The 24,036-nt window shown below is 38.6% G+C and carries 23 protein-coding genes and 1 tRNA gene; 6 read left to right on the top strand and 18 right to left on the bottom strand.

The window, feature by feature from the left end; translation table 11 throughout:
• Positions 1–2 precede the first annotated feature (2 nt).
• The 3 genes from folD to HMPREF1321_RS01835 are packed head-to-tail and all read left to right on the top strand — an operon-like array spanning position 3 to position 3,103.
• Positions 3–878, top strand: coding sequence for a bifunctional methylenetetrahydrofolate dehydrogenase/methenyltetrahydrofolate cyclohydrolase FolD (folD, locus tag HMPREF1321_RS01825; RefSeq protein ID WP_009421102.1), 876 nt, complete (start codon positions 3–5; stop codon positions 876–878).
• Positions 875–2,014, top strand: coding sequence for an AAA family ATPase (locus tag HMPREF1321_RS01830; protein ID WP_009421096.1), 1,140 nt, complete (start codon positions 875–877; stop codon positions 2,012–2,014). Before folD ends, HMPREF1321_RS01830 begins: the two co-directional genes overlap by 4 nt.
• Positions 2,015–3,103 (top strand): CapA family protein, encoded by a 1,089-nt coding sequence (locus HMPREF1321_RS01835; protein ID WP_009421117.1) that lies wholly within the window; start codon positions 2,015–2,017, stop codon positions 3,101–3,103.
• 101 nt (positions 3,104–3,204) lie between these two features.
• Here HMPREF1321_RS01835 and prmC read toward each other — a convergent pair whose 3' ends face one another.
• The 7 genes from prmC to rho all read right to left on the bottom strand — a co-directional run bounded on the left by prmC (position 3,205) and on the right by rho (position 10,301).
• Positions 3,205–4,050 (bottom strand): peptide chain release factor N(5)-glutamine methyltransferase, encoded by an 846-nt coding sequence (prmC, locus tag HMPREF1321_RS01840; protein ID WP_009421094.1) that lies wholly within the window; start codon positions 4,048–4,050, stop codon positions 3,205–3,207.
• Complete coding sequence (locus tag HMPREF1321_RS01845; protein ID WP_034575485.1) at positions 4,050–5,084, bottom strand: glucosaminidase domain-containing protein; 1,035 nt, start codon at positions 5,082–5,084, stop codon at positions 4,050–4,052. Before HMPREF1321_RS01845 ends, prmC begins: the two co-directional genes overlap by 1 nt.
• Positions 5,068–6,006, bottom strand: coding sequence for a 1-aminocyclopropane-1-carboxylate deaminase/D-cysteine desulfhydrase (locus HMPREF1321_RS01850; RefSeq protein ID WP_009421091.1), 939 nt, complete (start codon positions 6,004–6,006; stop codon positions 5,068–5,070). The genes HMPREF1321_RS01845 and HMPREF1321_RS01850 overlap by 17 nt, the downstream gene beginning before the upstream one ends.
• A 2-nt stretch (positions 6,007–6,008) precedes the next feature.
• Positions 6,009–7,250, bottom strand: coding sequence for an ABC transporter permease (locus tag HMPREF1321_RS01855; protein ID WP_009421130.1), 1,242 nt, complete (start codon positions 7,248–7,250; stop codon positions 6,009–6,011).
• A 3-nt stretch (positions 7,251–7,253) separates the two neighbouring features.
• A complete protein-coding gene (gene lipA / locus HMPREF1321_RS01860; RefSeq protein ID WP_002671622.1) occupies positions 7,254–8,153 on the bottom strand; it encodes a lipoyl synthase in 900 nt (299 codons plus the stop codon).
• A 253-nt stretch (positions 8,154–8,406) separates the two neighbouring features.
• Positions 8,407–8,494, bottom strand: a tRNA-Ser gene (locus HMPREF1321_RS01865).
• A 157-nt stretch (positions 8,495–8,651) separates the two neighbouring features.
• Positions 8,652–10,301, bottom strand: a complete 1,650-nt coding sequence (gene rho, locus HMPREF1321_RS01870) for a transcription termination factor Rho (RefSeq protein WP_009421103.1) — start codon at positions 10,299–10,301, stop codon at positions 8,652–8,654.
• Between the two features lie 673 nt (positions 10,302–10,974).
• Between rho and HMPREF1321_RS01875 the strand changes: the two genes are divergently transcribed.
• Positions 10,975–11,931 carry an acyltransferase family protein gene (locus HMPREF1321_RS01875; protein ID WP_034575487.1) on the top strand — a complete coding sequence of 319 codons (957 nt, stop codon included), beginning with the start codon at positions 10,975–10,977 and terminating at the stop codon, positions 11,929–11,931.
• A gap of 23 nt (positions 11,932–11,954) precedes the next feature.
• Here HMPREF1321_RS01875 and HMPREF1321_RS01880 read toward each other — a convergent pair whose 3' ends face one another.
• The 9 genes from HMPREF1321_RS01880 to HMPREF1321_RS11810 all read right to left on the bottom strand — a co-directional run bounded on the left by HMPREF1321_RS01880 (position 11,955) and on the right by HMPREF1321_RS11810 (position 19,190).
• Positions 11,955–12,683 (bottom strand): DUF4369 domain-containing protein, encoded by a 729-nt coding sequence (locus HMPREF1321_RS01880; RefSeq protein ID WP_009419351.1) that lies wholly within the window; start codon positions 12,681–12,683, stop codon positions 11,955–11,957.
• A 48-nt stretch (positions 12,684–12,731) separates the two neighbouring features.
• Positions 12,732–13,799: an isochorismate synthase gene (locus tag HMPREF1321_RS01885; protein WP_009421120.1), complete on the bottom strand. Its 1,068-nt coding sequence runs from the start codon at positions 13,797–13,799 to the stop codon at positions 12,732–12,734.
• A 20-nt stretch (positions 13,800–13,819) separates the two neighbouring features.
• Positions 13,820–15,565 carry an ABC transporter ATP-binding protein gene (locus tag HMPREF1321_RS01890; protein ID WP_083832708.1) on the bottom strand — a complete coding sequence of 582 codons (1,746 nt, stop codon included), beginning with the start codon at positions 15,563–15,565 and terminating at the stop codon, positions 13,820–13,822.
• 68 nt (positions 15,566–15,633) lie between these two features.
• Positions 15,634–16,263 carry a trimeric intracellular cation channel family protein gene (locus HMPREF1321_RS01895; protein ID WP_002675733.1) on the bottom strand — a complete coding sequence of 210 codons (630 nt, stop codon included), beginning with the start codon at positions 16,261–16,263 and terminating at the stop codon, positions 15,634–15,636.
• Positions 16,264–16,310: 47 nt separating this feature from the next.
• On the bottom strand, positions 16,311–16,964 hold the full coding sequence (locus HMPREF1321_RS01900; RefSeq protein ID WP_009421101.1) for a hypothetical protein: 654 nt from the start codon (positions 16,962–16,964) through the stop codon (positions 16,311–16,313).
• 53 nt (positions 16,965–17,017) lie between these two features.
• Positions 17,018–18,325: a tRNA (N(6)-L-threonylcarbamoyladenosine(37)-C(2))-methylthiotransferase MtaB gene (mtaB, locus tag HMPREF1321_RS01905; protein ID WP_009421121.1), complete on the bottom strand. Its 1,308-nt coding sequence runs from the start codon at positions 18,323–18,325 to the stop codon at positions 17,018–17,020.
• A 30-nt stretch (positions 18,326–18,355) separates the two neighbouring features.
• Positions 18,356–18,715, bottom strand: a complete 360-nt coding sequence (locus HMPREF1321_RS01910; protein WP_009421122.1) for a hypothetical protein — start codon at positions 18,713–18,715, stop codon at positions 18,356–18,358.
• Positions 18,716–18,803: 88 nt separating this feature from the next.
• Positions 18,804–18,938 (bottom strand): hypothetical protein, encoded by a 135-nt coding sequence (locus tag HMPREF1321_RS12310; protein WP_255346875.1) that lies wholly within the window; start codon positions 18,936–18,938, stop codon positions 18,804–18,806.
• 84 nt (positions 18,939–19,022) lie between these two features.
• A complete protein-coding gene (locus HMPREF1321_RS11810) occupies positions 19,023–19,190 on the bottom strand; it encodes a hypothetical protein (protein ID WP_157461762.1) in 168 nt (55 codons plus the stop codon).
• Between the two features lie 60 nt (positions 19,191–19,250).
• Between HMPREF1321_RS11810 and HMPREF1321_RS01915 the strand changes: the two genes are divergently transcribed.
• Both HMPREF1321_RS01915 and HMPREF1321_RS01920 read left to right on the top strand, forming a co-directional pair.
• A complete protein-coding gene (locus HMPREF1321_RS01915; RefSeq protein ID WP_034575489.1) occupies positions 19,251–21,386 on the top strand; it encodes a S46 family peptidase in 2,136 nt (711 codons plus the stop codon).
• A gap of 52 nt (positions 21,387–21,438) precedes the next feature.
• Entirely contained in the window at positions 21,439–22,827 is a 1,389-nt protein-coding gene (locus tag HMPREF1321_RS01920) for an MATE family efflux transporter (RefSeq protein ID WP_009421108.1), read from the top strand.
• 89 nt (positions 22,828–22,916) lie between these two features.
• On the opposite strand, the gene HMPREF1321_RS01925 is transcribed toward HMPREF1321_RS01920, so the two are convergent.
• Both HMPREF1321_RS01925 and HMPREF1321_RS01930 read right to left on the bottom strand, forming a co-directional pair.
• Complete coding sequence (locus HMPREF1321_RS01925) at positions 22,917–23,525, bottom strand: hypothetical protein (RefSeq protein ID WP_009421116.1); 609 nt, start codon at positions 23,523–23,525, stop codon at positions 22,917–22,919.
• A 140-nt stretch (positions 23,526–23,665) separates the two neighbouring features.
• Entirely contained in the window at positions 23,666–24,034 is a 369-nt protein-coding gene (locus HMPREF1321_RS01930; protein WP_009421112.1) for a 3-hydroxyacyl-ACP dehydratase, read from the bottom strand.
• Positions 24,035–24,036 lie beyond the last annotated feature (2 nt).

Genomic DNA, 24,036 nt, shown 5'->3' on the forward strand with positions numbered 1-24,036 from the left:
TAATGACTATCTTAGACGGAAAAAAGACTTCAGAAGCCCTTAAACAAGAAATTGCTGAGGAAGTAAAGCAACTAAAAGCTGAGGAAAAGAAAGTACCACATTTGGCTGCTGTATTGGTAGGCGACGATGGGGCAAGTCTTACCTACGTGGGGAGTAAGGTGAAAGCTTGCGAACAAGTAGGCTTTGAGTCTACTTTAATAAAACTCCCTACTAACATCAGTGAAGAGGCGTTACTGCGAGAAATTGAAAAGTTAAACGCTAATCCTGAAATTGACGGCTATATAGTACAATTACCCCTACCTAAACACATCGACGAGCAGAAAATACTTTTAGCCATAGACCCTACAAAAGATGTAGACGGCTTTCACCCTGCTAACTTCGGTAGAATGGCACTGGATATGGAGGCTTTTATTCCTGCTACACCTTTCGGTATTATGGAGTTGCTGAAACGCTACGAAGTGCCTACCAAAGGCAAACACGTGGTAGTAGTAGGACGCTCACACATCGTAGGTCGCCCCATCAGCATATTACTCAGCCAAAAGGGAGCACAAGGCAACGCTACTGTTACACTTACTCACAGTCATACTCCTAACCTCGCTGAGCTTACACGTCAGGCAGATATTGTGGTAATGGCATTAGGTATTCCAGAATTTCTAAAAGGCGATATGGTAAAAGAAGGCGTAACCGTGATAGACGTAGGAATTACACGTCTAAAAGACGATAGCACCCATAAAGGTTATCGCATAGTAGGCGATGTAGCTTTCGATGAAGTAAAAGAAAAAGCGAGTTACATTACTCCTGTACCAGGGGGCGTAGGTCCTATGACCATAGCAATGCTCTTGAAAAATACGTTATTAGCTTATAAATGGTATCGATGAAAATAAAAGAATCTAAATATTATCACCCTATAAACCTCTTGCAGATAGACTCCGATGACCACGTAGAGGTGTACGATAAATACAAACTTCTGACTTTCAGCAACCCGTACCGTTGTTTGTTAGACGACTTGATGGCAAGAATTTATATAGGAGGAGAGGATTTGGTTATCCAACGAGACAAACTGAAACACTTTGTGAAATGTACTGACTATTACACCATAGAATACGCCTCCAAACAAAATGAGCTATACGAATCGGAAGAGTGCTATTTTCACCCAGAGCTCGAAATCTTTTTGGTAATAGACAAAAATCTCTCCAACGAGTACGATAACCAGATTTTTGAAGACGGATTGTACAAAGTAAATTCAGTATACTACCAAAACGACAATCCAAAGGCTAAGGAACACCTCAACACCTTGTTTTCAGAATATATAGAAAAGTATATCTCTAAAGAATCTAAGGTTTCCATACTACTAAAAACGCAAATAGGATTAGAAATCAAAACCCATAGCATCAAGCCTTACCGCATAGATTTTGAAACGATGTACAACAATGATTTTTTTGAAGTACATACTCGAGTGAAAAATGCGTTAACGAATGACAACAAGGGCGTGGTACTATTTCACGGGATTGCTGGTTCGGGGAAGACAAACTACATCAAATGGCTTACGAGTCAAATTCCGAATAAAAAATTTATCTTTGTACCTACTACAATGATAGGGTCGCTCACCGATCCTGCTTTTATTAGTTTGCTCATAGGCAATAAGAACTCTGTATTGGTACTCGAAGATTGTGAGAACTATATAGCTGAACGCACCGCCTTCAACAGCAATACCGATGTAGTATCGTCTATCCTCAATATAGCTGACGGTATGCTTTCTGATGTATTAGAATGCCAACTGATATGCACGTTTAACTCCGATATTTCTAAGATAGACTCGGCATTATTGCGCAAAGGCAGATTGATAGCCGAGTATAAGTTTAAAGAGCTAACTGTTGAGAAGTGCAATAAGTATTTGCAATCTACCGATAGAGATTTTAGAGTAGATAAGCCTTACTCATTAGCAGAACTGACCAATATAGACATAAAGGAACTCAAAGAACAAGACAAGCAAACTAAAATAGGGTTCAAATAAATGATACGTATATTTCTGACTTTTCTCTTCTTCTCGATAACTTTTGCCCAAGAAACAGGTAACCGAATGTCTTTGCTTTTTATGGGGGATATAATGGGGCACGTGCCACAAATAGAAGGAGCTTACGATATTGAAACGAAGCAATACAATTATATGCCTGTATTTGACAAAATCAAGCATAAGTTTGCGCAGGTAGATTTTGCTATTGCTAATTTGGAAGTAACTTTGGCAGGGGAACCTTATACAGGTTACCCTCAGTTTTCGTCGCCCGATGCTTTAGCAGTTGCTTGTAGAGATAGCGGAATAGATGTATTGGTAACTGCCAATAATCACACTTGCGATAAAGGCAAAAAAGGAATTATTCGTACTTTAGACGTACTCGACTCTCTGAAAATAGCTCATACAGGAACCTTTCGCAACAAAGCAGACTTTGAGAAACATAATTTATTGGTGCTTTCCAAAAATGGGATTTCAGTGGGAATACTCAACTATACTTATGGTACTAATGGTTTACCCGTTCCTGAACCTACCATCGTAAATAAAATAAATCTCAACCTAATGAAGCAGGATATTGAGAAAGCTAAAAAAGTAAATCTCGATAAACTGATAGTAGTGATACACTGGGGGATAGAATACCAGCAAAAGCAAAACAAAAAACAGGAAGAAGTAGCACAATTTCTTTTTGACAACGGAGTAGACATTATTATAGGAAGTCACCCACACGTCTTACAACCTATGTATTACTATCCGCAAACGGGACTTCATAAGGAACAGATGGTAGTTTATTCACTGGGTAATTTTGTATCTAACCAACGCAAAAGCTCAACAGACGGAGGTGCGATGGTAGAGCTGACCCTCTTCAAAGATGCTTATGGCACTCGTATCCTTGATAAAGGATATTATTTAGTTTGGGTAAATCGGACTCCAAAAACTAATAAGAAATATCTTTTTGAAATATTACCTTGCAAAGAATACGAAACTACTCACTACAAAGACCTTACTGAGAGCGTTAAGGATAGTATGAATATCTTCATAAACAACTCCCGAAAGTTATTCAAATCTAATATTTTAGTTAAAGAGAAACTATAGCTTATTACAACATTTCTTTTATGTATCAGCTTTAGAAAATAAATAAAGACTTTCTAATGATCATTATTTAGATAGCCTTTTCTTCTATATTACTTTTATAGCTACTTAGCTTTTATCATACGATCATTTCCAAAAAGGTCTTGACGTAAAATTATCTCAGTAAAATGCTTTTGTTCTAATAATGTTTGCATTTCTTGCCCTAAATACTGATTAATTTCAAAGAAAAGACTCCCATTAGGGTTTAAACTCCGCTGGGCAAGAGTAGCTATTTTATCGTAAAATAATAACGGATTATTATTAGGAACAAAGAGTGCTAAATGAGGCTCATATTCTAAAACATTATGGCGTATCTCTTTTTTTTCTAACTCACGTACGTAAGGCGGATTAGAGATAATAATATCATACTTATTAGGAAGAGTTTCTATTCGCAAGATATCTTGTTGTAAAAAATAAGTAACTACACTGTTTAATTTAGCATTACGCTTAGCTACTTTCAAAGCTCCTTCTGAGACATCTATAGCTGTTACTACGGCATTAGGAAGAGCTTTAGCAAGTGAAATAGCAATACAGCCACTGCCTGTCCCTACATCTAATATTTTGATTTTCTCGCTTTTGTCAGGATAATCTTGAAGTACCCAATCCACTAACTCTTCTGTTTCTGGTCGAGGTATCAATACATTTTCATTTACGAAAAAACGATTAGAGAAGAACTCTGTTTCACCCAAAATATACTGTATGGGTTTAGCTGTCTGTAATTCTCTAATCGCTTGCAAAATAGGTTGTGCTATATCTTCGGTAAGTAAAGTATCAGATTTTGCTAATATTGTAGCTTTACTGTACTTTCCATAATGCTCCAAAAGAATAAAGTAAAATGCATTTATTTCACTCTTAGGATAAAGTATTTCTAATTTATGATGTATATACTCTCTTAGCTCACTAAAAGTCATTAGTTCACACGAATTTGTTGTCCTACTTTTAGGTTACTACTAGTCACATCATCAAAATTATTAAGCTTCATCAATTGTTGTACAGGTACTTGTTGCTCCCGTGCTATTTTATAAAGAGTATCACCTGTTTGTACTTGATAATAGACTTCAGCAATAGCCTCTTTTTCAATGGTCGTGGTATCAATAGTATTAGTAGGTTTAACGATTGTTTTTGTTACAGTGGGATTAGACACCGATTTAATAGTTGTAGCTGGCTTAGATACTTCTTTTTTAGGAGTTAAAACAGTTGCTACTTGGGTATTAGAAGAAGTTATATCTCCTCCCCTAGCTACTATTACTTGATTGTCATACTGATGTAATTCAAACTTTTTGATAAGAGCTATCAATTTCTTTGCATAAGTAGGGTCAGTGGCATAGCCTGCTTTTCTGAGCCCGTGTGCCCAACCTTCATAATCTGTAGGACTAAGGTCAAACAGTGCTTTATAACGATTGCGATTTACAAGAAATTGTGAATGGTCTTCAAACGATTCGTATGCATATCTATATTTGCGAAAACATTCGCTCTTCTCATCGTCGTCGTGGGTAATAGTCTTACCGTCCCAAGTAGCGTGACATTTAATTCCAAAGTGGTTATTACCATAACGTGCCAAGCGTCCTTGCCCCGAGCCACTTTCTAAAATGCCTTGTGCCAAAGTAATACTCGCAGGAATATTGTAACGTTGCATCTCTACCATTGCAATATCCTTATAATCCTGAATATACTTTTGAGTAACGGCTGTCGTAACTTGTACCGCAGGAGTTATCTCGTGAAAGCTGTCTTCTGAGACATCTCTACGATTGTGTTTTGAATCAGCTAAAGCCTTATTTCTTTGGTCTATCTCCGAATGTGTAGGCTTTTTCATCTCCACTCTCGGTGTCGGCTTTTGTCCTCGATAGATTACCGAATGAGAATTTCTCCCTTTCCTGTAAGGCTGATCAGAGCACGATGATATTATAAAGAGAATTAGCAATAGCAAACTAAATCTTTTCATCATAATTCAATATACTTTTATGTTTTTTAATTCGTTCGTTGTTAAAACCTTTAATCCCTTGCAAACCACCAGTATGAATGGCTAATATACGGGTATTGGGTGCAAAATATCCTTGCTTTGTGAGGGCAAAGATAGCAAAAATCATCTTACCTACATATATCGGGTCTAATAAAATTTTCGTCTGACTGTTAAAATCATTTAAAAAATCTACTAATTCATCAGTTACTTTAGCATAACCACCAAAGTGATAATCGTGCACTAACTCCCAATTATTTTTGGTTGTATATTGTTTAATTACCTCACTTAAAAACGCTCCTCTCAAAGCTGGAAAACCAATGACTTTCTGATGATTAGCACTTGCATTAATAAGCCCTGAAATCGTCCCACCTGTTCCTACGGCACTACATATCACATCAAAAGCATTGTCCTCAGGAGTAAGGATTTCTTCACACCCCTTCACTGCCAGCTCGTTAGTACCTCCTTCAGGGGCTATATAGATGTTTTGTCCATAGCGTTTCCTAAGATTTTCCAGGAACTCTGGCGTGTGTTTTCGTCGGTAAGCCTCTCTTGTAACAAAATAAAAATCCATACCACAAGATTTAGCAAACTTTAACGTAGGATTAACATCTATTTTAGAACTTAACTCATCGCCACGAATCACACCTATGGTTTTCAAACCTACTATTTGTCCCGCAGCCGCTGTCGCAGCAATATGATTGGAATAAGCTCCTCCAAAAGTGAGAATTGTATCCTTGCCTTCCTGTTGAGCTTGTGCTATGTTGTACTTGAGCTTTCTGAGCTTATTCCCTGATACAAAAGGGTGATTTTTGTCCTCTCGCTTTATTGTAAGAGTAACCCCATCAGGCAACGGGATATTCACAGGTTCGTTTTCTATATGTAAGTTATTGAATAATAAAGACTGCATAATTATTCATATCTCAACGCTTCTACAGGATCTAATTTCGAGGCTTTTACTGCCGGATACAATCCTGATATTACCGCTACTACAAGAGCTATACATATAGCAATAATAATAACACCCCACGGAATGGTAAAATCAAACTTAACGGCTTTAGATATCAAATATCCTAAACTGATACCTAATACAATACCCGTAAGTGCTCCCAATTGAGCTATTATTAGGGTCTCGGTAAAAAACTGTAAGGTAATAGATTTGCGTTTAGCTCCCAACGCTTTGCGAATGCCTATCTCCTTAGTGCGCTCGGTTACCGAAACGAGCATAATGTTCAATAGGGCGATTGAAGACCCCAATATGGTAATAAGCCCAATCACAAAACCAGCAACAGAAAGGGTACCCGTAATACTGCCTATGCGTTGCAATAGGTCGTCACTGCGTTCTATCCCAAAATTATTTTCTTGTAAAGGTGCTAAGCCTCTCAGGTTACGCATCACTATGGTAGCATCATCTATAAGTCCGTCCAACTGGTCTTTGCTCTGAGCACTTATTTTGAGTTGAAAATTAGGATTATCTATGGAAAAAATACTGCGTGCAATACCTAAAGGAATCAACACTTGAAAGTTTTCGTAATTGCCAAAGGAGGAACTTTGTTCTTTAAGTATACCTATGACTTTGAACTTATAACCACGTACCGAAATAGTCTTTCCTAATGGATTTACATCTTTGAGTAGTGTTTTCTTAAAATCCGGACCTATCACGCACACATAGCTATTGTTCTGTATATCAAAATCGCTAAAATTGCGTCCCTCTTCCACTTCTAACCCCGAATTGCCAATGTAGTATTCATCTACGCCTATCACTACGGCTAATGGGTCAGTTTTTTTGTTCTCGTACTTCACCTCAGCTGAGGAGGCAACATTCATAGAAATACTCGTTTTTGCAAACGGATTATCTAACTGTTGTTTAAACGCTACTGCTTCTTGATAAGTAATTAAAGGGTGTGGCTTTTGGGTGGTACCACTCCCCTCAGCTCGCTGACTGTATTGATACCTTGTAATCGAAAAAGTATTAGCTCCCATACTCGAGAAATTGCCTTCAAGCGTATTGCGCAAAGCAGTAATCACACTCAGGATTCCTACCAATGCCGTAATGCCAATAGCGATGATGAGCACGGTGAGAATTGTGCGCAATAGTTGCCCTCTAATACTGTCAAGAGCTATTTTTATATTTTCACGAATTACAATCCACACGGTTTATAACAAATGCTTATGAGCGCGGTAAGATGAACGTACTAACGCTCCACTTTCCACGTGACGAAAACCTAATGATAAGCCTATTTCTTTATACTTAGCAAACTGCTCAGGAGTGACAAAATTCTTTACAGGAAGGTGCTGTTTCGAAGGTTGCAAATACTGACCGATAGTTACAATATCCACTTTTGCCTCTTTAAGGTCGTGCAAGGTTTCTATCACCTCTTCCTCAGTTTCTCCAAGTCCTAACATAATCCCCGATTTAGTACGGTTCGCACCGTTTTCCTTCAAGTAACGTAACACACCCAAACTTCGGTCGTATTTAGCTTGTATACGCACTTCACGAGTCAATCGGCGTACCGTCTCCATATTGTGCGAAATGATTTCAGGTGCAGCTTTCAGTATACGGTTTAAGTTGCGTTCTACTCCCTGAAAATCAGGAATCAAGGTCTCCATTGTGGTATTAGGGTTCATTCGGCGCACGGCTCTCACCGTCTCAGCCCATATAATGCTTCCCATATCCTTTAAATCATCTCGGTCTACCGAGGTTAGTACTGCGTGCCTAATGTTCATCAGTTTGATAGAACGTGCCACCTTTTCAGGTTCTTCCCAATCCAAACTTTCAGGTCGCCCTGTTTTTACGCCACAAAAGCCACACGAGCGCGTACAGATATTCCCCAATATCATAAAAGTAGCAGTGCCTTCTCCCCAACATTCTCCCATATTGGGGCAACTACCCGAAGTACAAATTGTGTGAAGGTTATATCTGTCCACCACACTCCTCAGTTCAGTATACTTTTTACCAGTGGGTAATTTTACCCTTATCCACTCTGGTTTATTGCTCTTTAAGGTAGTAGTGGTAGTGGTTTCTATTTCATCTACAGCAAGTGTTTCTGCATTCATTATTTTTTAATGTTCTATATAATTTTTTACAAAGATACTACAAAATTGATGATTACAAAAGTTTTTAGACCGAAAAAATATCTATCCCCTATCGGAAGTACTGATTATAAGTGAAGCACAAAAAGCTATTTCTTATATCTAACCCAAGTTTTACTAAGGTAAAAGCCTATTTTTTTCTTATATGAGAAAAGGCTAAAACAGAAACAAACGTTCTATTTTAGCCTTAAAAATAATTTTATCAACATTCTGACTTTGGCGGAGAGAGAGGGATTCGAACCCCCGGAGGTGTTACCCTCAACGGTTTTCAAGACCGCCGCATTCAACCGCTCTGCCATCTCTCCAAGTGCACAATCACAATTGTTTTCTCAATTATGCGGGTGCAAAGGTACAACTATTTTTATTATCTGCAAATTTTAAAGGCAAAAAATTAGATATTTTTTCTCTTCCATTTATAATTTATTGTTTTACAGATATGAACTATATTGCCTTTGTAAAAAACTAATTGTTCATCGTTGCCAAAAACTCTTCATTATTGCGCGTTAGCTTAATTTGCTTTTCCATAAATTCCATCGCCTCTATCGGGTTCATTTCTGCCAAATACTTGCGCAATACCCAAGTGCGATTAAGCGTGTTTTCATCAAGCAACAAGTCATCTCTACGAGTAGACGAAGCTATTAGGTCAATAGCTGGGAAAATACGGCGATTCGAAATACGTCTATCCAATTGTAACTCCATATTACCCGTTCCTTTAAATTCCTCAAAAATTACCTCGTCCATCTTTGAACCTGTCTCGGTAAGAGCCGTAGCGATGATAGAAAGAGAGCCTCCGTTTTCAATATTACGTGCTGCTCCGAAAAAGCGTTTAGGTTTGTGTAAAGCGTTAGCATCTACCCCACCGGTAAGCACTTTCCCCGAAGCTGGTTGCACTGTGTTATAAGCGCGAGCCAAACGGGTGATAGAGTCCAACAATATAACCACATCGTGACCACATTCTACCAATCGTTTTGCTTTTTCAAGTACGATATTAGCTATTTTCACGTGTTCGGAAGCTTCCTTATCAAAAGTCGAAGAGATAATCTCTCCTCGCACACTGCGTTGCATATCAGTTACCTCCTCAGGGCGCTCATCAATCAAGAGTACCATTAGGTACACTTCGGGGTGATTTTTGCTAATGGCATTCGCAATATCTTTTAAAAGCATTGTTTTACCCGTTTTAGGTTGTGCCACTATCATACCGCGTTGTCCTTTCCCAATAGGAGCAAAAAGGTCTATCAAGCGAGTAGAAACAGTAGAGCCTTTGCCTGCCAACTCAAATTTTACATCAGGAAAAAGAGGCGTAAGGTGTTCAAATAGTACTCGGTCGCGTACCACTTGGGGGTCAAGTCCGTTTATCTTTATAACTTTTAGTAGCGGATAATACTTTTCGCCATCTTTAGGCGGGCGCACCTCTCCATATACAGTATCTCCTGTTTGCAAGCCAAAAAGTCGGATTTGTGAAGAAGATACGTAAATATCATCAGGTGAAGCCAAATAGTTATAGTCCGAAGAACGCAAGAAACCATAACCGTCAGAAGTGATTTCTAAAACCCCCTCACAGTCTACCACGCTGTCAAATTCAAAATCGGGGGCGCGATAACGGTTTTTCTTTTCTTTATCAAAATTCTCATTATTAACAATAGTATTACCATTGTTCACATTTTGATTGTAATTACCATTATTGCCATTGCCATTTTGTACAGGGGAACTGTAGTTTTTTGTTGGAGTAGCATTATTCTGATGATTGTTAGAAACCACAGAAGTAGTGTTTTTCTTCTGATACGTTTTAGATTCATCTGCCGAAGAAGCCTTTTTAACGGTTGGTGTTTTTGAAGTCTTTTCTTGTTTAGAACTGCCTACTTTTTGAGGTACTTCTATTTTCTTTTTACGACTGTTTTTTTTGGGTTCAGTTGTGTTCTCAGTTGTAATAATAGGAGAATTGTCTTTTTGAACTTCTTCTTTTTTGTTGGGGAGTTCTTTTTTTTGATTTTTTAGAATTAGGTCTATGAGTTCAGGCTTATTTACATACCGAAATTTAGGTATATCCAAATGTTTTGCTATTTCCTGTAACTCAGTTAGCTTTTTAGATTTTAACTCTACAATGTTAAGCATTTTAAATAGTTATTATTAAAGTAAGTGATTTTTTTCAGTAGTCAAGATAAGTGAAATTCCTCTTTTTATATAGTTAAGATGGGATATTATTGAAAGTGTATTTTAATCAGAGGTACTGAAATCGGGTGCAAAGATATAAAACATTTAGCAATTAGCAAATTATTTTCTTTTTTTTATTGTCCCGCCAATTCTTTTATCAAGTGCAATTTTTTTTATTAGCTTTTGATAGAATAAACCTTTTAGTTTTTCAAAATCTAATACTTTTCTTGCTCTATACAAGTTCCCATCGCTACATTACCTTTGTCATTCGTCACCCGTCATTCGTCATTCCTTCCTTTTTCTTTCGTTTTAACATTTTCTACCACACACTCTTAATCATTCATTCCCAACTACTTAAATACCTTTTCTATACCAATCTTCCAAGATTCCTATAAGCTTCCTATAAGCTTTCTATAAGCTAATCCCATCTTAAAAGCACTTTCACACCTGCTACGATACCCTTCGTTTCCTTCCGAAAAGCCCCAATATGCCACTTTTGTAGTACACACTTTGTTAAAGTTTTTATTGCCTCAGGTATTTCTAGCTTTATTGGCATTATTGACATTTCTGGTATGAATCAATTATTTTGTAGTATCAAAAAAAGAATGTATTTTTGCCTCATAAAGAAGTAACTATGAAAGAACGCAACCCTCTTATCGATGTGCTCAAAGGTTTTGCTATCATCTTGGTAGTGATAGGGCACGCTTCGCAATGGTTTTCGGGTGATGACCGCACCAACCCCTTGTATGTAACCATTTACGCTTTCCATATGCCCCTTTTTATGTTTCTTTCAGGCTATGTAAACTTCAATATTCGTGGCGAACTGAACCTCAGCAAACGCTTTCAGGTATTGGTGATTCCTTTCTTCGTTTGGTTTTTAATTTCCGCCACTTATCACGGTTATATCCTCGATATAGAAAAAGTATGGGAACATCTTTGCGTGCTCATTTATAAACCCACACAAGGAATGTGGTTCTTGTGGTTGCTATTTTGGGAGTGTGTCTTGCTCTATCTGGCTTTGAAGATTAATAAACATCGTGAAATATGGGTGATGATAGGTCTATGGAGCATTCTCATCTTCTTGCACCGAGTTACAGGAGCACAACCTATCTTTTATGGATTGCCCGAATTGTGTTGGTATTTCATCTATTTTTCATTGGGTTATGCCACACACAAGTACAAACCTCAAGCACTGAAAGTTCTGCGCCCTATGGGTTGGGTGAGCCTTATTGCCTTTCCGCTCCTATTGCTCTTCCCTGTCGATAAAGCTCATTACATACTCCACTCTCTCCGTTTGTACGCTTTGGCACTTACGGGTATCGCTGCTTCTTATGTTTTATGGGAATGGTGCTGCCGTTCAGAAAATAAGGCAACACAATGTTTGAAGTATTTAGGAGGCATTTCTTTAGAAATATATGTCACCCACTATTATATGCGCTTCTTAGTAGTTTACATCAAAGAATATATAAGCGATAATTTCTATTTGAACGTAGCTATATTCTCCGTTTTAGCCATCATCGTTTGCGATATAATACAACGATTGGTACAGCGCATAAAATGGCTAAGAAGAATACTCTACGGCAGATTTTAAATAGGTGAAAAACTCTTAACTTTTCACTTCTCCATTTCTTTTTCTGCCTTGCGAGCTTCTTCTATATAGTTTTTGAACTCTTTGCCGTATTTAGAATTGGCAACCTCTTTATTGAGTTTTCCATAAATAGAATCTAAGTATTTTACGCGAGTATTGGGGGCATCAACCAATACCACATAAGGGGTGATATACGAATCGGGGTGCGTGAGAGCATAGTTCAGCACAAAGAGGTGACGACGGAAGTTATTTTTCTCCGATGCTGCATTCAGCGAGTCGGCTAAGGTAGTATTCCCCGCCTTAAAAGCGTTCACTTGCTGTTCGAGGAGTTCAGCATTGCGCATTCCGAACTGTCGCATAGTGTGGGCATACTCTCCATAATCCTTTTGCGATTGCGAACCACTGATATTAGCTTTCACTTCAAACATATCATAAGAACTGTTGATAGTAATCAGCTTAGGTTCACCAAAGAACATTAGGCGGTCACCGAGGTCGGTACCTGCTTGTTTTTTTAAATCGAGGTAAATAAAAAACACTTCAGGACTCTCTAAATGTCGCTTGAAGGTAAACTTACCATTGCCATTGGCTACTACCGAATCGATATTGGTGAGCTTATCGTTTACGAATTGTTGTAGGTAGATAGTACCTACTTTCAATCCGTCGATATTTCCTTCCACAATCATTGTGTTTTTGTCGTCCTTCTTGCAAGCTACTATCATTAATAGTGCTGAGACTGCCATTAATATTCTTTTCATTATTGTTTAGTTTTTAGTTATTAAAAAGAAAGACAATTTTGCCAAAGTTTATATGATTGTCATCATTGTCATTGCTTTATTTTGTGTTTCTTCGTATTCTTTTTCAGGAATAGAGTCTTTGGTAATACCTCCTCCCACATACAAATAGGCTTCGTTATCAGTGATTTGCATACAACGCAAATTCACATAGAATGCTTGGTTATTGTTGGACACCCAGCCACAATAGCCTGTGTAATATTGCCTTTTATAAAGTTCGTTTTCTATAATAAAGGTGCGAGCTTCCTCAGTAGGATAACCACAGACGGCTGGTGTAGGGTGCAGACGTTTTATTAACTCATATACTTTATCAGGAGCTATCTTCCCTTTTATTTTAGTACATAAATGCATCAGACTACCTGCTTGCACAGTTTGAGCTGCTGAAACTTCAAGTTCATTAACATACTCTTGTAACTGCTGCACGATGGTATCAGTAACTATTTGCTGTTCTTCTTTTTCCTTAGTATGCCAATGTATCTCACCTTCTTTAAAAGGTTGTGTCCCTGCCAATGCCATTGTGCAAAAATCTTCGCCATTACTGCGGAAGAGCGTTTCGGGCGTAGCAGCCAGCCAAGTTCCTACTTTAGGGTGATAAAACAAATAGCAAAATGCCGAAGGGTATAGTGTTACCATATTGGCAAAGCTCTTAAACGGATTTACCACTTCTTTGATAGTTATCTTGCGCGAAAGAACCACTTTCTCAAAATGACCTCTGTGTATCTCATCAATAGCTTTGGTTACTAAACCTATGTGCTTTTGTTTTTCGGCTTCGGTATCTTCTAAAATATCAATATTAGTATTTTCTACAATCGATTGTGTAGGCAAATGGCTTACGGTAACTTTGTTAGCAGTGATGATAACAGCAGGTTCATTAGCATCGAAAGGAGCGAAAACAAATCCCTCTTGTTCCTCTTTATCAGTGTTGAAAAAATGAAGTGTATCATCTTCTTGTCCCAACAATATTACTGAAGTGTGATGTGGAGGTTTGTAGCACACAAAAGGTAAGTGTTCAGCATATTTGTGCTGTACTTGTTTTAAAAGTTCTTCAAATGAAATATAATCTTCAGTTTCTATTCTCATAAGTTAAATTGCACAATAGCTTATATGGTTTGGGTATCGTAAAAGGCTTTGAAGACGCCATTTTGAGCTAAAAGTTCGTCTTTGGTACCTTGTTCTACTAATTTTCCTTTGTCGAGCATCAGTATTTTATCGACGTATTTAGTGATAGACACACGATGACTCACTATAATTACGGTTTTGCCTTTTAAGGTATCGCGCAAATTAGTTAAAATTTTCTCTTCGGTATCGGTATCTACGGCTGATAAACAATCGTCTAACAAATAAATTTCGGCTTCTTTGAGCAAGGCTCTTGCGATGGCTACTCGTTGGCGTTGCCCGCCACTGAGTGATACCCCGCGCTCTCCAAGCACCGAGTCGTATTGATGGGTGAACTCTGTAATATTGTTGTGTACCACTGCTTTTTGGCAGGCTTGTATTATCTGTTCTTCGGTAGCATTTTTATTGCCAAAGCGCAAATTGTTGCGAATAGTGTCCGAAAACAAAAAGTTCTCCTGTGGCACTACCGAAATAGCTCTGCGCAAGCTGTGTAGATTCAATTCTCTTACGGGTTTGCCTCCTATCAGTACTTCACCCTGATTTGCATCGTACATACGTGCAATGAGGTCTAATAGTGTAGTCTTACCACTACCGGTTTTGCCTATAACGGCTACTGTTTGTCCTGCTTCTATATGGAAAGATACGTCTTTGAGAGCTTCTATTCCCGTATCTTCATAACGAAAAGATACTTTATCAAATGTAATATCTCCTTTAATAGGCGTAAGCTCTCCTACCTGATTGCGTATCTGAGGTACTTCGGAAAGAAACTCGTTGATGCGCTTTTGCGAGGCTTCCGCTTGTTGTACAATAGAACTTACCCAGCCCACTGTAGCCACAGGCCAAGTGAGCATCATCACGTAAATACTGAACTCTACAATTACTCCAATAGATTGTATTTCACCGGTGTAATAGAGCTTTCCCCCAATAAAGATTACAAAGATAAGGCTCAATCCTATCATCAGTATCATTGTAGGAATAAAAAAAGCCTGTATCTTAGCGAGCTTGATGTTTTTCTGACGACCGTCTTCGGCGAGTACTGCTAATTGCGCATCGGTAGCCGCCTCGTTATTATACGATTTTATCACCCCGATACCCGAGAAAGTTTCTTGTGAAAAAGTAGAAAGGTCGGATAGGTAGGCTTGTACCTTCATCGTTTCAATATTAATCTTTTTGCTCATTTTGTAGATAAGCAAAGAGAGAATAGGCAATGGGATAAGGGTGTAGATAGTAAGTTTGGGAGAGATGATAAACATTAGCGGAATTACGCAAGCAAAAAGTGTAATAGTTTGCACACTATACATAATAGCAGGACCTGCGTACATACGTACTTTCGATACGTCCTCGCTGATACGGTTCATCAAGTCACCTACTCGGTTGCGTTTGTAGAAACTAAGCGATAACTGTTCATATTTCTTAAATATCTCGTTTTTCATATCGTATTCGATGTAACGAGATACATTGATGATAAGCTGACGCATAAAAAACATCAGCACCGCCGATATGATAGTCGTACCGATGATAATAAGCGCGTATTCTATAAGTAAGGAAGTCATTTGTGAGGCATCTTTGTTAGCCGATTTAGCAAAGTCCTCAATGGCTGCGATAGAGTTTTTTACATATCGCGGCATAAAGAGTGAAAACACTCGCGACACTATAGTAATGAGTATCCCAAGTAGTAAGTGGTATTTATATTTATAAAAATATTTACGTATATGTCTCAGATGTGCCATTGGCTTAAATTCTCAATCAGAGTGCAAAAGTAATAAATAATGAGCAAATAACAATAGAAACTCAACTATTAAAACTTCGGCAACTCCCAATGGTATTTTACCGATAGCAATCGCACAGCTATAACTACCATTATGGTAATGAATACTACTAAGTTGTGATTTACAAAGTTATCAATAAGGAAATAAACAGTACCTCCTGCTATGCAAGCCGTTGCGTAAATCTCTTTGTGGAAAACAGCAGGTAGTTTGTTGGCTAATATATCCCGAATAACTCCTCCGAAGCTACCTGTCATCGTACCTAAGATAATAGCAATAGTGGGCGACAAGCCAAAACGCAATGCTTTTTCTATCCCGATGATAGTGAACACCCCTAGCCCAATAGTATCAAACACCATCAGCGATTTGCTCCAATGCTCAGAGAATTGCTTTTTGAAAACAACGGTAATCACTACACTAATGACTATCATCAATATATACGTAAGATTGTTCATCCAGAATACCGGTACACTGCCTATCATAATATCGCGAAGCGTCCCCCCTCCTACCCCTGTTACAAAGGCTAAAATGAGCATTCCAAATATGTCCATACGTCGTTCTAATCCCACTAACACGCCCGAAATACCAAATACAGCCGTTCCTATTAAGTCCCAGAGATAAATCTGGTCTATCTGTGATAGTACATTGATAAAATCTTCCATTCTAAGTTTTATTTTAATTTCTGTGACTTGCCACACTTCTCTTAGCATTAATGCCAAATCTCCAAAAGTCGCCAAGTGTCCCCTACTGGTACAAACACAAACGCAATAGCTTTTTCCGTATTTTTACAACATACCCGATCGGGATAATAACTAAAAGTATAGGTTTGCAGGGCATTGATATCATCGGTGAGTAACTCTTCTTCGGTAAGAAGTACACTGCCGTCTTTCTGTACCAACAAGCGCATTAAAGGCTCTGCCAAATGCTGTTGCCTAAACGCCATATCAGTAGTGAATTGCTTGAAGAAAGCGGGAAACTGCTTTTGCTGGTCTACCAGCTGTTTAGTTTGCTTTTCCATTTCGGCATAAGGTAATAAGCTACCGTCCTTTCGCTGTAAGAATACCTGTTTGCAATCATCTTTAGCTACACAAAAAGTGTACAAATGTATATCGGCATAAGGCAATTGGCTCAGCAACTGATAGCGGTAATACGCTTTACTATCTTGTTGCAAGCTATCTTGCACCCAATAGGTGCGATTACTACCCGCAAGACTTTCTATCTGTTGTATTTTTGCTTTTACTTCTGCTAATTCAGCAACTGTTTGCTTAGCGGTCTCAGTATTACAGCTCTTTTTTAAGCTAATAATAGAGTTATCGCAAGCTAAAACCAGTAGTGAAAGGAGTATTGTTAAAAGAAATTTCATTTATAGTTTTTTATCTTCCGCAGATTATTGTCACATCCTTTTTACTTTTTATCTTAAACAAATTCAAATCTTACCATTCCGTCTGCATCTATCTTAGTGAGCTTTACTTTGTGCAATGTATTCACTAAGGAAGGATCCCACGGGGCTTTTACCTTTACGTAGTTCTCTGTAAATCCGTGAATGTAACCCTGTTTGTTGTCGCTCTCAAAAAGCACTGTCTTCTCTTTTCCCAGCTGACTTGTATAAAAGGCATTGCGTTTCTTTGCCGAGAGTCCACGTAACATCTTACTGCGTTTAGCGCGTACGGCATCGGGCACTACCCCGTCCATTAGCACCGCCTCAGTATTGTCGCGCTCGGAATAAGTAAATACGTGCAGATACGAGATATCCAAATCATTTAGGAAGTAATACGTTTCCAAGAAGCGCTCATCGGTCTCCCCCGGAAAGCCTACAATCACATCTACCCCTATGCAAGCATCGGGCATCACTTCGCGTATTTTGGCTACTCTACTCACATAAAGCTCACGCAGGTAGCGGCGTTTCATCTTTTTGAGAATTTCATTACTTCCACTTTGTAACGGAATGTGAAAGTGAGGCACAAAGCTCTTAGATTGCGCTATAAAGTCGATTGTTTCGTCCTTAATGAGATTCGGCTCAATCGATGAGATGCGCAGGCGTTCTATGCCTTCAACCTTATCAAGGGCTTGCACAAGTTCCAAAAAGGTATGCTCGTGCTTTTTGTTGCCAAATTCTCCCTTGCCGTAATCGCCTATGTTCACGCCCGTAAGCACAATTTCTTTGATACCTTTATCCGAGATTTTCTTAGCATTAGCAATGATATTTTCAATAGTATCACTGCGCGAAATACCACGTGCCATCGGTATGGTACAGTAAGTGCATTTGTAGTCGCAACCGTCCTGCACTTTTAGGAAAGCCCTCGTACGGTCTCCAATAGAGTAGCTCCCCACATAGAAATCAGTTTCCGAAATCTCGCAGGAGTGTACTACACCCTCATTATTTTTGGTAAGGTCGTCGATATATTGGGTAATGTTGAACTTTTCTTTTGCTCCCAACACCAAATCTACCCCATCTACCGAGGCGAGTTCTTCGGGTTTCAGCTGGGCATAACAACCCACTGCCGCCAAGAATGCCTTAGGGTTTGTTTTCAGTGCTTTACGTACGATTTGTTTGAATTGCTTGTCAGCATTTTCAGTTACCGAACAAGTATTGATTACATATATATCAGCAGGTTCGTCAAAATCTACGCGCTGGTAGCCTTCTTCTTCAAAGCTTCGCGCAATGGTTGAAGTCTCCGAGAAGTTCAGTTTGCAACCCAAAGTATAAAATGCTACTTTTTTCATTTAGTCATTAGTTTTTTTACCTCTTACCTTTTACCTATCAAAAAATTCTCTCTCTAAAAAATACTGTACAATGGCTTTTTTCATCAGTATGGTTTGTTCACCAGGCTTTAGGTCAGGGAGGTTTTGCACCAAACGGTAATGAGGCCAGCCATCAGGGTCTGTAAATTCGTATTGGTAATAGCCAAAGGGTTCTAAGAGCTTACAAATGCCAATGTGCATCAAGTCTACTTTCTCATCTTTGACGTAAGTGCGTCCCAATTGTCCCAATTCTTGTACCCCGATGAGGTAGATAATCCCATCTACCCCCAATGTCTCTCCTTCGGTAAAAGTATCGGAAAGGCGTTGTACCACCTCTTCCCAACGGGCTTTTAGTAGCTCGTGTTCGGTCATAATAAATTCATTTAGGGTGCAAAAGTACAAAAAAAAATCATATTGCAAATTTGTGCTACATCTGCCTTACCTTCATCTTATCCCCTCTTTAGTTCCACCTTATCGTCATTCTTGGTTTGTCTTTTCTTCGTCTTTTGTTCGTCTTTTGTTTATCTGCCCGTGCGGCTCGCACCGTCTTTTGTTCGTCTTTTGTTCGTCTTTTGTTCGTCTTTTGTTCGTTCATTGTTCGTTCATTGTTCGTTCATTGTTCGTTCATTGTTCGTTCATTGTTCGTTCATTGTTCGTTCATTGTTCGTTCATTGTTCGTTCATTGTTCGTCTTTTCTTCGTCTTTTGTTCGTCTTTTCTTCGTCTTTTGTTCGTCTTTTCTTCGTCTTTTGTTCGTCTTTTCTTCGTCTTTTGTTCGTCTCTTTATTATCTGCCTGTCGTGCTACGACTGCCCGTGCGGCTCGCACCTGCCTATGCGACTCGCACATTTGCTAATTTGCCAATTATTCCCTATCTTTGCACCCTAATAAATCATTATATCATTTTTTATGAAGAAAATCAGTATTATATTGTTGGCTTTTTTATTGCTCACTCCCATAGCAAAAGCCGACGAAGGAATGTGGTTTTTGATGTTCATCGAACGTCTCAACCAAAGAGATATGCAGAAGTTAGGCTTACAACTCACTGCTCAAGAAATTTATAGCATCAATAATAACAGTCTCAAAGATGCTATCGTACAATTTAATGGAGGTTGTACTGCGAGTATCATCTCCAAAGATGGCTTAGTGCTCACTAACCACCATTGTGGCTATGGCAATATCGCTCAGCTCTCCACACCTGAAAACAACCATCTAAAAAACGGATTCTGGGCACGCTCTCGCGCCGAAGAACTTTCACCTAAGCAGTCATTCGTGCGTTTCTTCGTGCGTATGGACAATGTAACCGACCGTATGCTATCAGTGGTAAAACCTTCAATGAACGAAAAAGAACGCGAAGCTGCTCTCAACCAAGAAATGGCTAAAATACAAAAAGAAAACAGTGAAGGGGGTAAATATGTAGTTTCAGTACGTCCATTCTTCCAAGGTAATGAATATTATTACTTCGTATACCAAGATTTTAAAGATGTACGACTTGTAGGTACGCCTCCTGAAAGCATTGGAAAATTCGGTGGCGATACCGATAATTGGGAATGGCCTCGCCAAACAGGCGACTTCTCGCTTTTCCGCGTATACACTGATAAAGACGGTAATGCCGCCGACTATTCACCTAATAACGTACCTCTTAAAGCAAAACGCTATCTTAAAGTGAGTCTCAAAGGCGTGCAAGATAAAGATTTTGCAATGATTATGGGATACCCAGGGCGTACCAACCGCTGGGAAAGCTCTTATTGGGTAGACCAAAACGTAAAATATGCCTATCCTGCGTGGGTAGAAGCCTCTAAAACAGCTATGGACGCAATGAAGCGCTTTATGGATAAAGACGATGCCGTACGCTTGCAATACGCTTCACAATATTCAAGCATTGCCAATTATTGGAAAAACCGCCAAGGTATGATTGATGCACTTACGGCTCATAAAACAGCAGCTACTAAGCGCAAAACCGAAGCTATTTTCGCCAAATGGGCTAATAAAGCTGAAAATAAGGCTGAATATGGCGACGTACTGAACACTTTATCTAATTTCTTTGAAAAAACCAATGCTAAATCAGCCGATGAGAATTATTTGGGTATGCTATGGCGTGCTTCTTTCTTTATAAAGATGCCTGTACGCTACATCAGTATTGTAGATGGAGCTAAACGCGGAGGTATGCCCGCTGAAGAATTACAAAAAAGAGTTGATGACTTGTTAGCCGATTATGACAAAGTGAATTTAGAGGTCGAAAAGGCTATCCTTGCCGATATGTTACAGCTCTATGCTAACAAAGGTAATGAAGTTCCTTCTCAGTTGAAAGATATCAAAACAAAATATAATGGTAACTTCCATAAATATGTAGAGGAACTTTTGGCTAATAGCATTTACCGAAGCAAAGAAACAGCGAAAACAGGTACTCAACAAGATATCATACAATTAGCACAAGACCCTATTTTGCAACTCTCCGAAGTGCTTTTCAACAGTTACCGCAACCCTTCTCAAGAACTTATAAACTTAGAAGACAGCTATGCCAAAGCCTTCCGCAAGTTCGTAAAAGGTATGCGCGATTCTAAAATCAGTACTATCTTGTATCCCGATGCCAATTCTACTCTGCGCCTTACCTATGGTACGGTCATTCCATTGGCTACCGATAAACGCAACCCCGATGTGAAAAAGAACTACTATACTACCTTTAATACCCTAATGGCAAAGTACAAAAAAGGCGATGCCGAATTTGATATGCCACAGCGTATGCTCGACCTTTATAAGAAGAAAGAATTTGGAAGGTATATAGACAAAGACGGTTCTATGCACGTAAACTTCCTTACTAATAACGATATCACAGGTGGTAACTCAGGTTCGCCTGTAATGAATGGTAAAGGAGAACTCATAGGGCTTGCTTTCGACGGCAATATCGAAGCAATGGCAGGCGATGTAATCTTCGACAAACAACTACAACGCACTATCAACGTAGATATCCGCTACGTCCTCTGGGTAATCGATATTTATGCCGGAGCCAAGAACATTATAAATGAAATAGAAACAGTACAGTAGATAAAAGAGTTAGGAGTTAGCATATAAGCTAATTCCTAACTCCTAAAATAGAATGAGCCTATCAAGTTATACAAAAGAATTCAAATACAACTTTAAAATTGCTTACCCCATCATATTAGGAATGCTCGGGCACACCCTTGTTGGGTTCGTAGATAATGTAATGGTAGGTAAAGTAGGTATTACCGAACTCGGAGCTGCTGCTCTGGGTAATACCGCTATATTCATTGCAATGTCGTTTGCCATTGGTTTTTCTGTTGCTAGTACTTCCTTAGTAGCAATGGCTGATGAAGCAGGTGATAAACCAACTGCTCAGTCTATTCTCAATCACGGAATGGTACTCAATGTAATATTAGGAGTAGTTCTTTTCCTTTTATTGTTTTTTGTAGAACCTGTGATGCGCTATACAGGACAAAGCGAGAAAGTAATAGAGTTGGCAGTACCCTACACCCATTTGGTAGCTTTTTCGCTTATTCCGTTGGGTGTCTTCACTACCTTCAAACAGTTTGCCGATGGCTTATCAATGACCAAATATGCTATGTATGTTACTATCTTAGCAAACTTGCTAAACGTTTTTCTAAACTATCTTTTTATTTATGGTAATTGGGGTTGCCCGAAATTAGGAGTGTTAGGTGCTGGTATTGGTACCTTAGTATCACGAATTGTAATGCCTATAATGCTTTTCTTTATGCTGAAAAACTTAGAGAAGTCGCGTGAATACGTTATGAGTATCAGTTTTAAGAATATGCAACAAGCAATGTACAAAAAGATAACTGCTCTCGGACTCCCCACCGCTATGCAAATGATTTTTGAAACAGGTATCTTTACGGCAGCTATTTGGATAAGCGGTATGCTGGGAGAAAATCATTTATCAGCAAACCAAATTGCGCTCAACTTATCGAGTATGACTTTTATGGTCGCTAATGGCTTAGGAATTACTGCTATGATACGTGTAGGGAATCAATTAGGAGCGAGAAACTATGCTAATTTGCGTAGAGTAGCTATTTCGGTATTTCTGTTAGTACTCTGCACACAAGTATTTTTTGCCCTTCTTTTAGCGGTATTTCGCACTTGGTTACCGTCATTGTACTTAGAGATGGATAACATAGAAAAATTAGCTAATAATACTCTAGTAATAGGCGAAGCTGCCAATCTCTTGCTCATTGCAGCTATTTTCCAAATATCCGATGGAATGCAAGTAACAGCTCTTGGTGCCTTGCGTGGAGTACAAGATGCCAAAGTGCCTATGTACATCACCTTTGTTGCCTATTGGCTGATTGCATTCCCTATTCTTTATGTGTTAGGCATTCATACCAATTTAGGCACTATGGGCATCTGGATTGGCTTGCTTACCGGTCTCACCGTCGCTGCTGTCTGGCTCTTGTATAGGTTCAACCGTATCAGCTTACAACTGATAGCTAACAGACACCAATATACTTCTTAAAGTTTTTTGTAATTCATAAATAACAAAGGGCTGTTCAATGTACATTGAACAACCCTTATATTTTTATTATAATAATTTATAAACTAATTTTAATCTTCCTCTTCTCCATCCCAGTATTCCAGAAACTCCTTTATGAGCTTGGCCGGATTGGCTTTCTTTGTCCAAGAAATAGGTGTATCTTCAAAATCTCGCTGGTGAATAATGATAGGAATATTACGCCCAAATACCTTTTCTACCTCCCCGTCGTCCAACAATCGTTTGGCGAGAACTATCACCTCTTTGATAAAGTCTTTACCAAACTTATCACCTTTTTTGAGGAGCTTATCGTAAAGGTCTTCGTCTTCTTCTATGGCGCGATCGTTTTCCTCATCAGAATAGAAATAAGGAGTTTTAGCAAACCACTGTTTCAGCAATTTGTCTTTTTTACCTCCTACGGTTTCCACTTCTGTTTGTAACCAATAATCAAAATTCCACTTGGCATCTTCTTTCGAAGTGGCGTTGTAACTCTCTTCTTTTACATTTGAAAGGGTATTATAGCCCAGTGTAATTTTAGGAAATCGCAAGTCATCATCGTCACACGTACAACAAAAAGACAGTACGTAGACTTCTTTTTTATCCTCTTCATTTGCAATTTCTTGAATTGCATTTTTCAACTTCTCGTAACTCTTCTCTGTAAAGTTTTTTAGTTCCTTTTCCACTATAAAATATTGATGTTTTAGTTCTATTTGTTTTTAATGATTTTTTCAAAATGTCTGCAAAAGTAACTATTTAATTTTACATAGCGTAATTTTTGAGCTATTTTTTTTCATTTCAGATAATGAATAAAAAAACGAACTTTTTAAGATACTATTTTATACAAATTCGTAAGTTTTAGTGCTACCGTCTCATCAAAGGAAGTGGTATTTTTCACTTGTATATCGGCATCTTTATGCTGAATGGCGAGTGTAAGTTGCAAAATAGGGTGAGTAATGGGGTTGATAAGTGCCATAAACTTCACATTGGTAGTTTTGGTTAAAAAGAGTTTATGCCCTGTAATTTCCTCGGTAAGATTCTTGATTATTTGCATCATACACACCCCTGGTGTAATAGGATTACCAGGAAAATGCCCTTTGAAGATAGCGTGTTGAGGGTTGAGGGTAAGAGTGCAGAGATAGTTTTCTGCGTCTTGCTTTTTTAAGCTATTGAGGGTATAAAATTCTTTTAACATCT

This window comes from Capnocytophaga sp. oral taxon 412 str. F0487, from assembly GCF_000271925.1.
Taxonomy (GTDB): domain Bacteria; phylum Bacteroidota; class Bacteroidia; order Flavobacteriales; family Flavobacteriaceae; genus Capnocytophaga; species Capnocytophaga ochracea.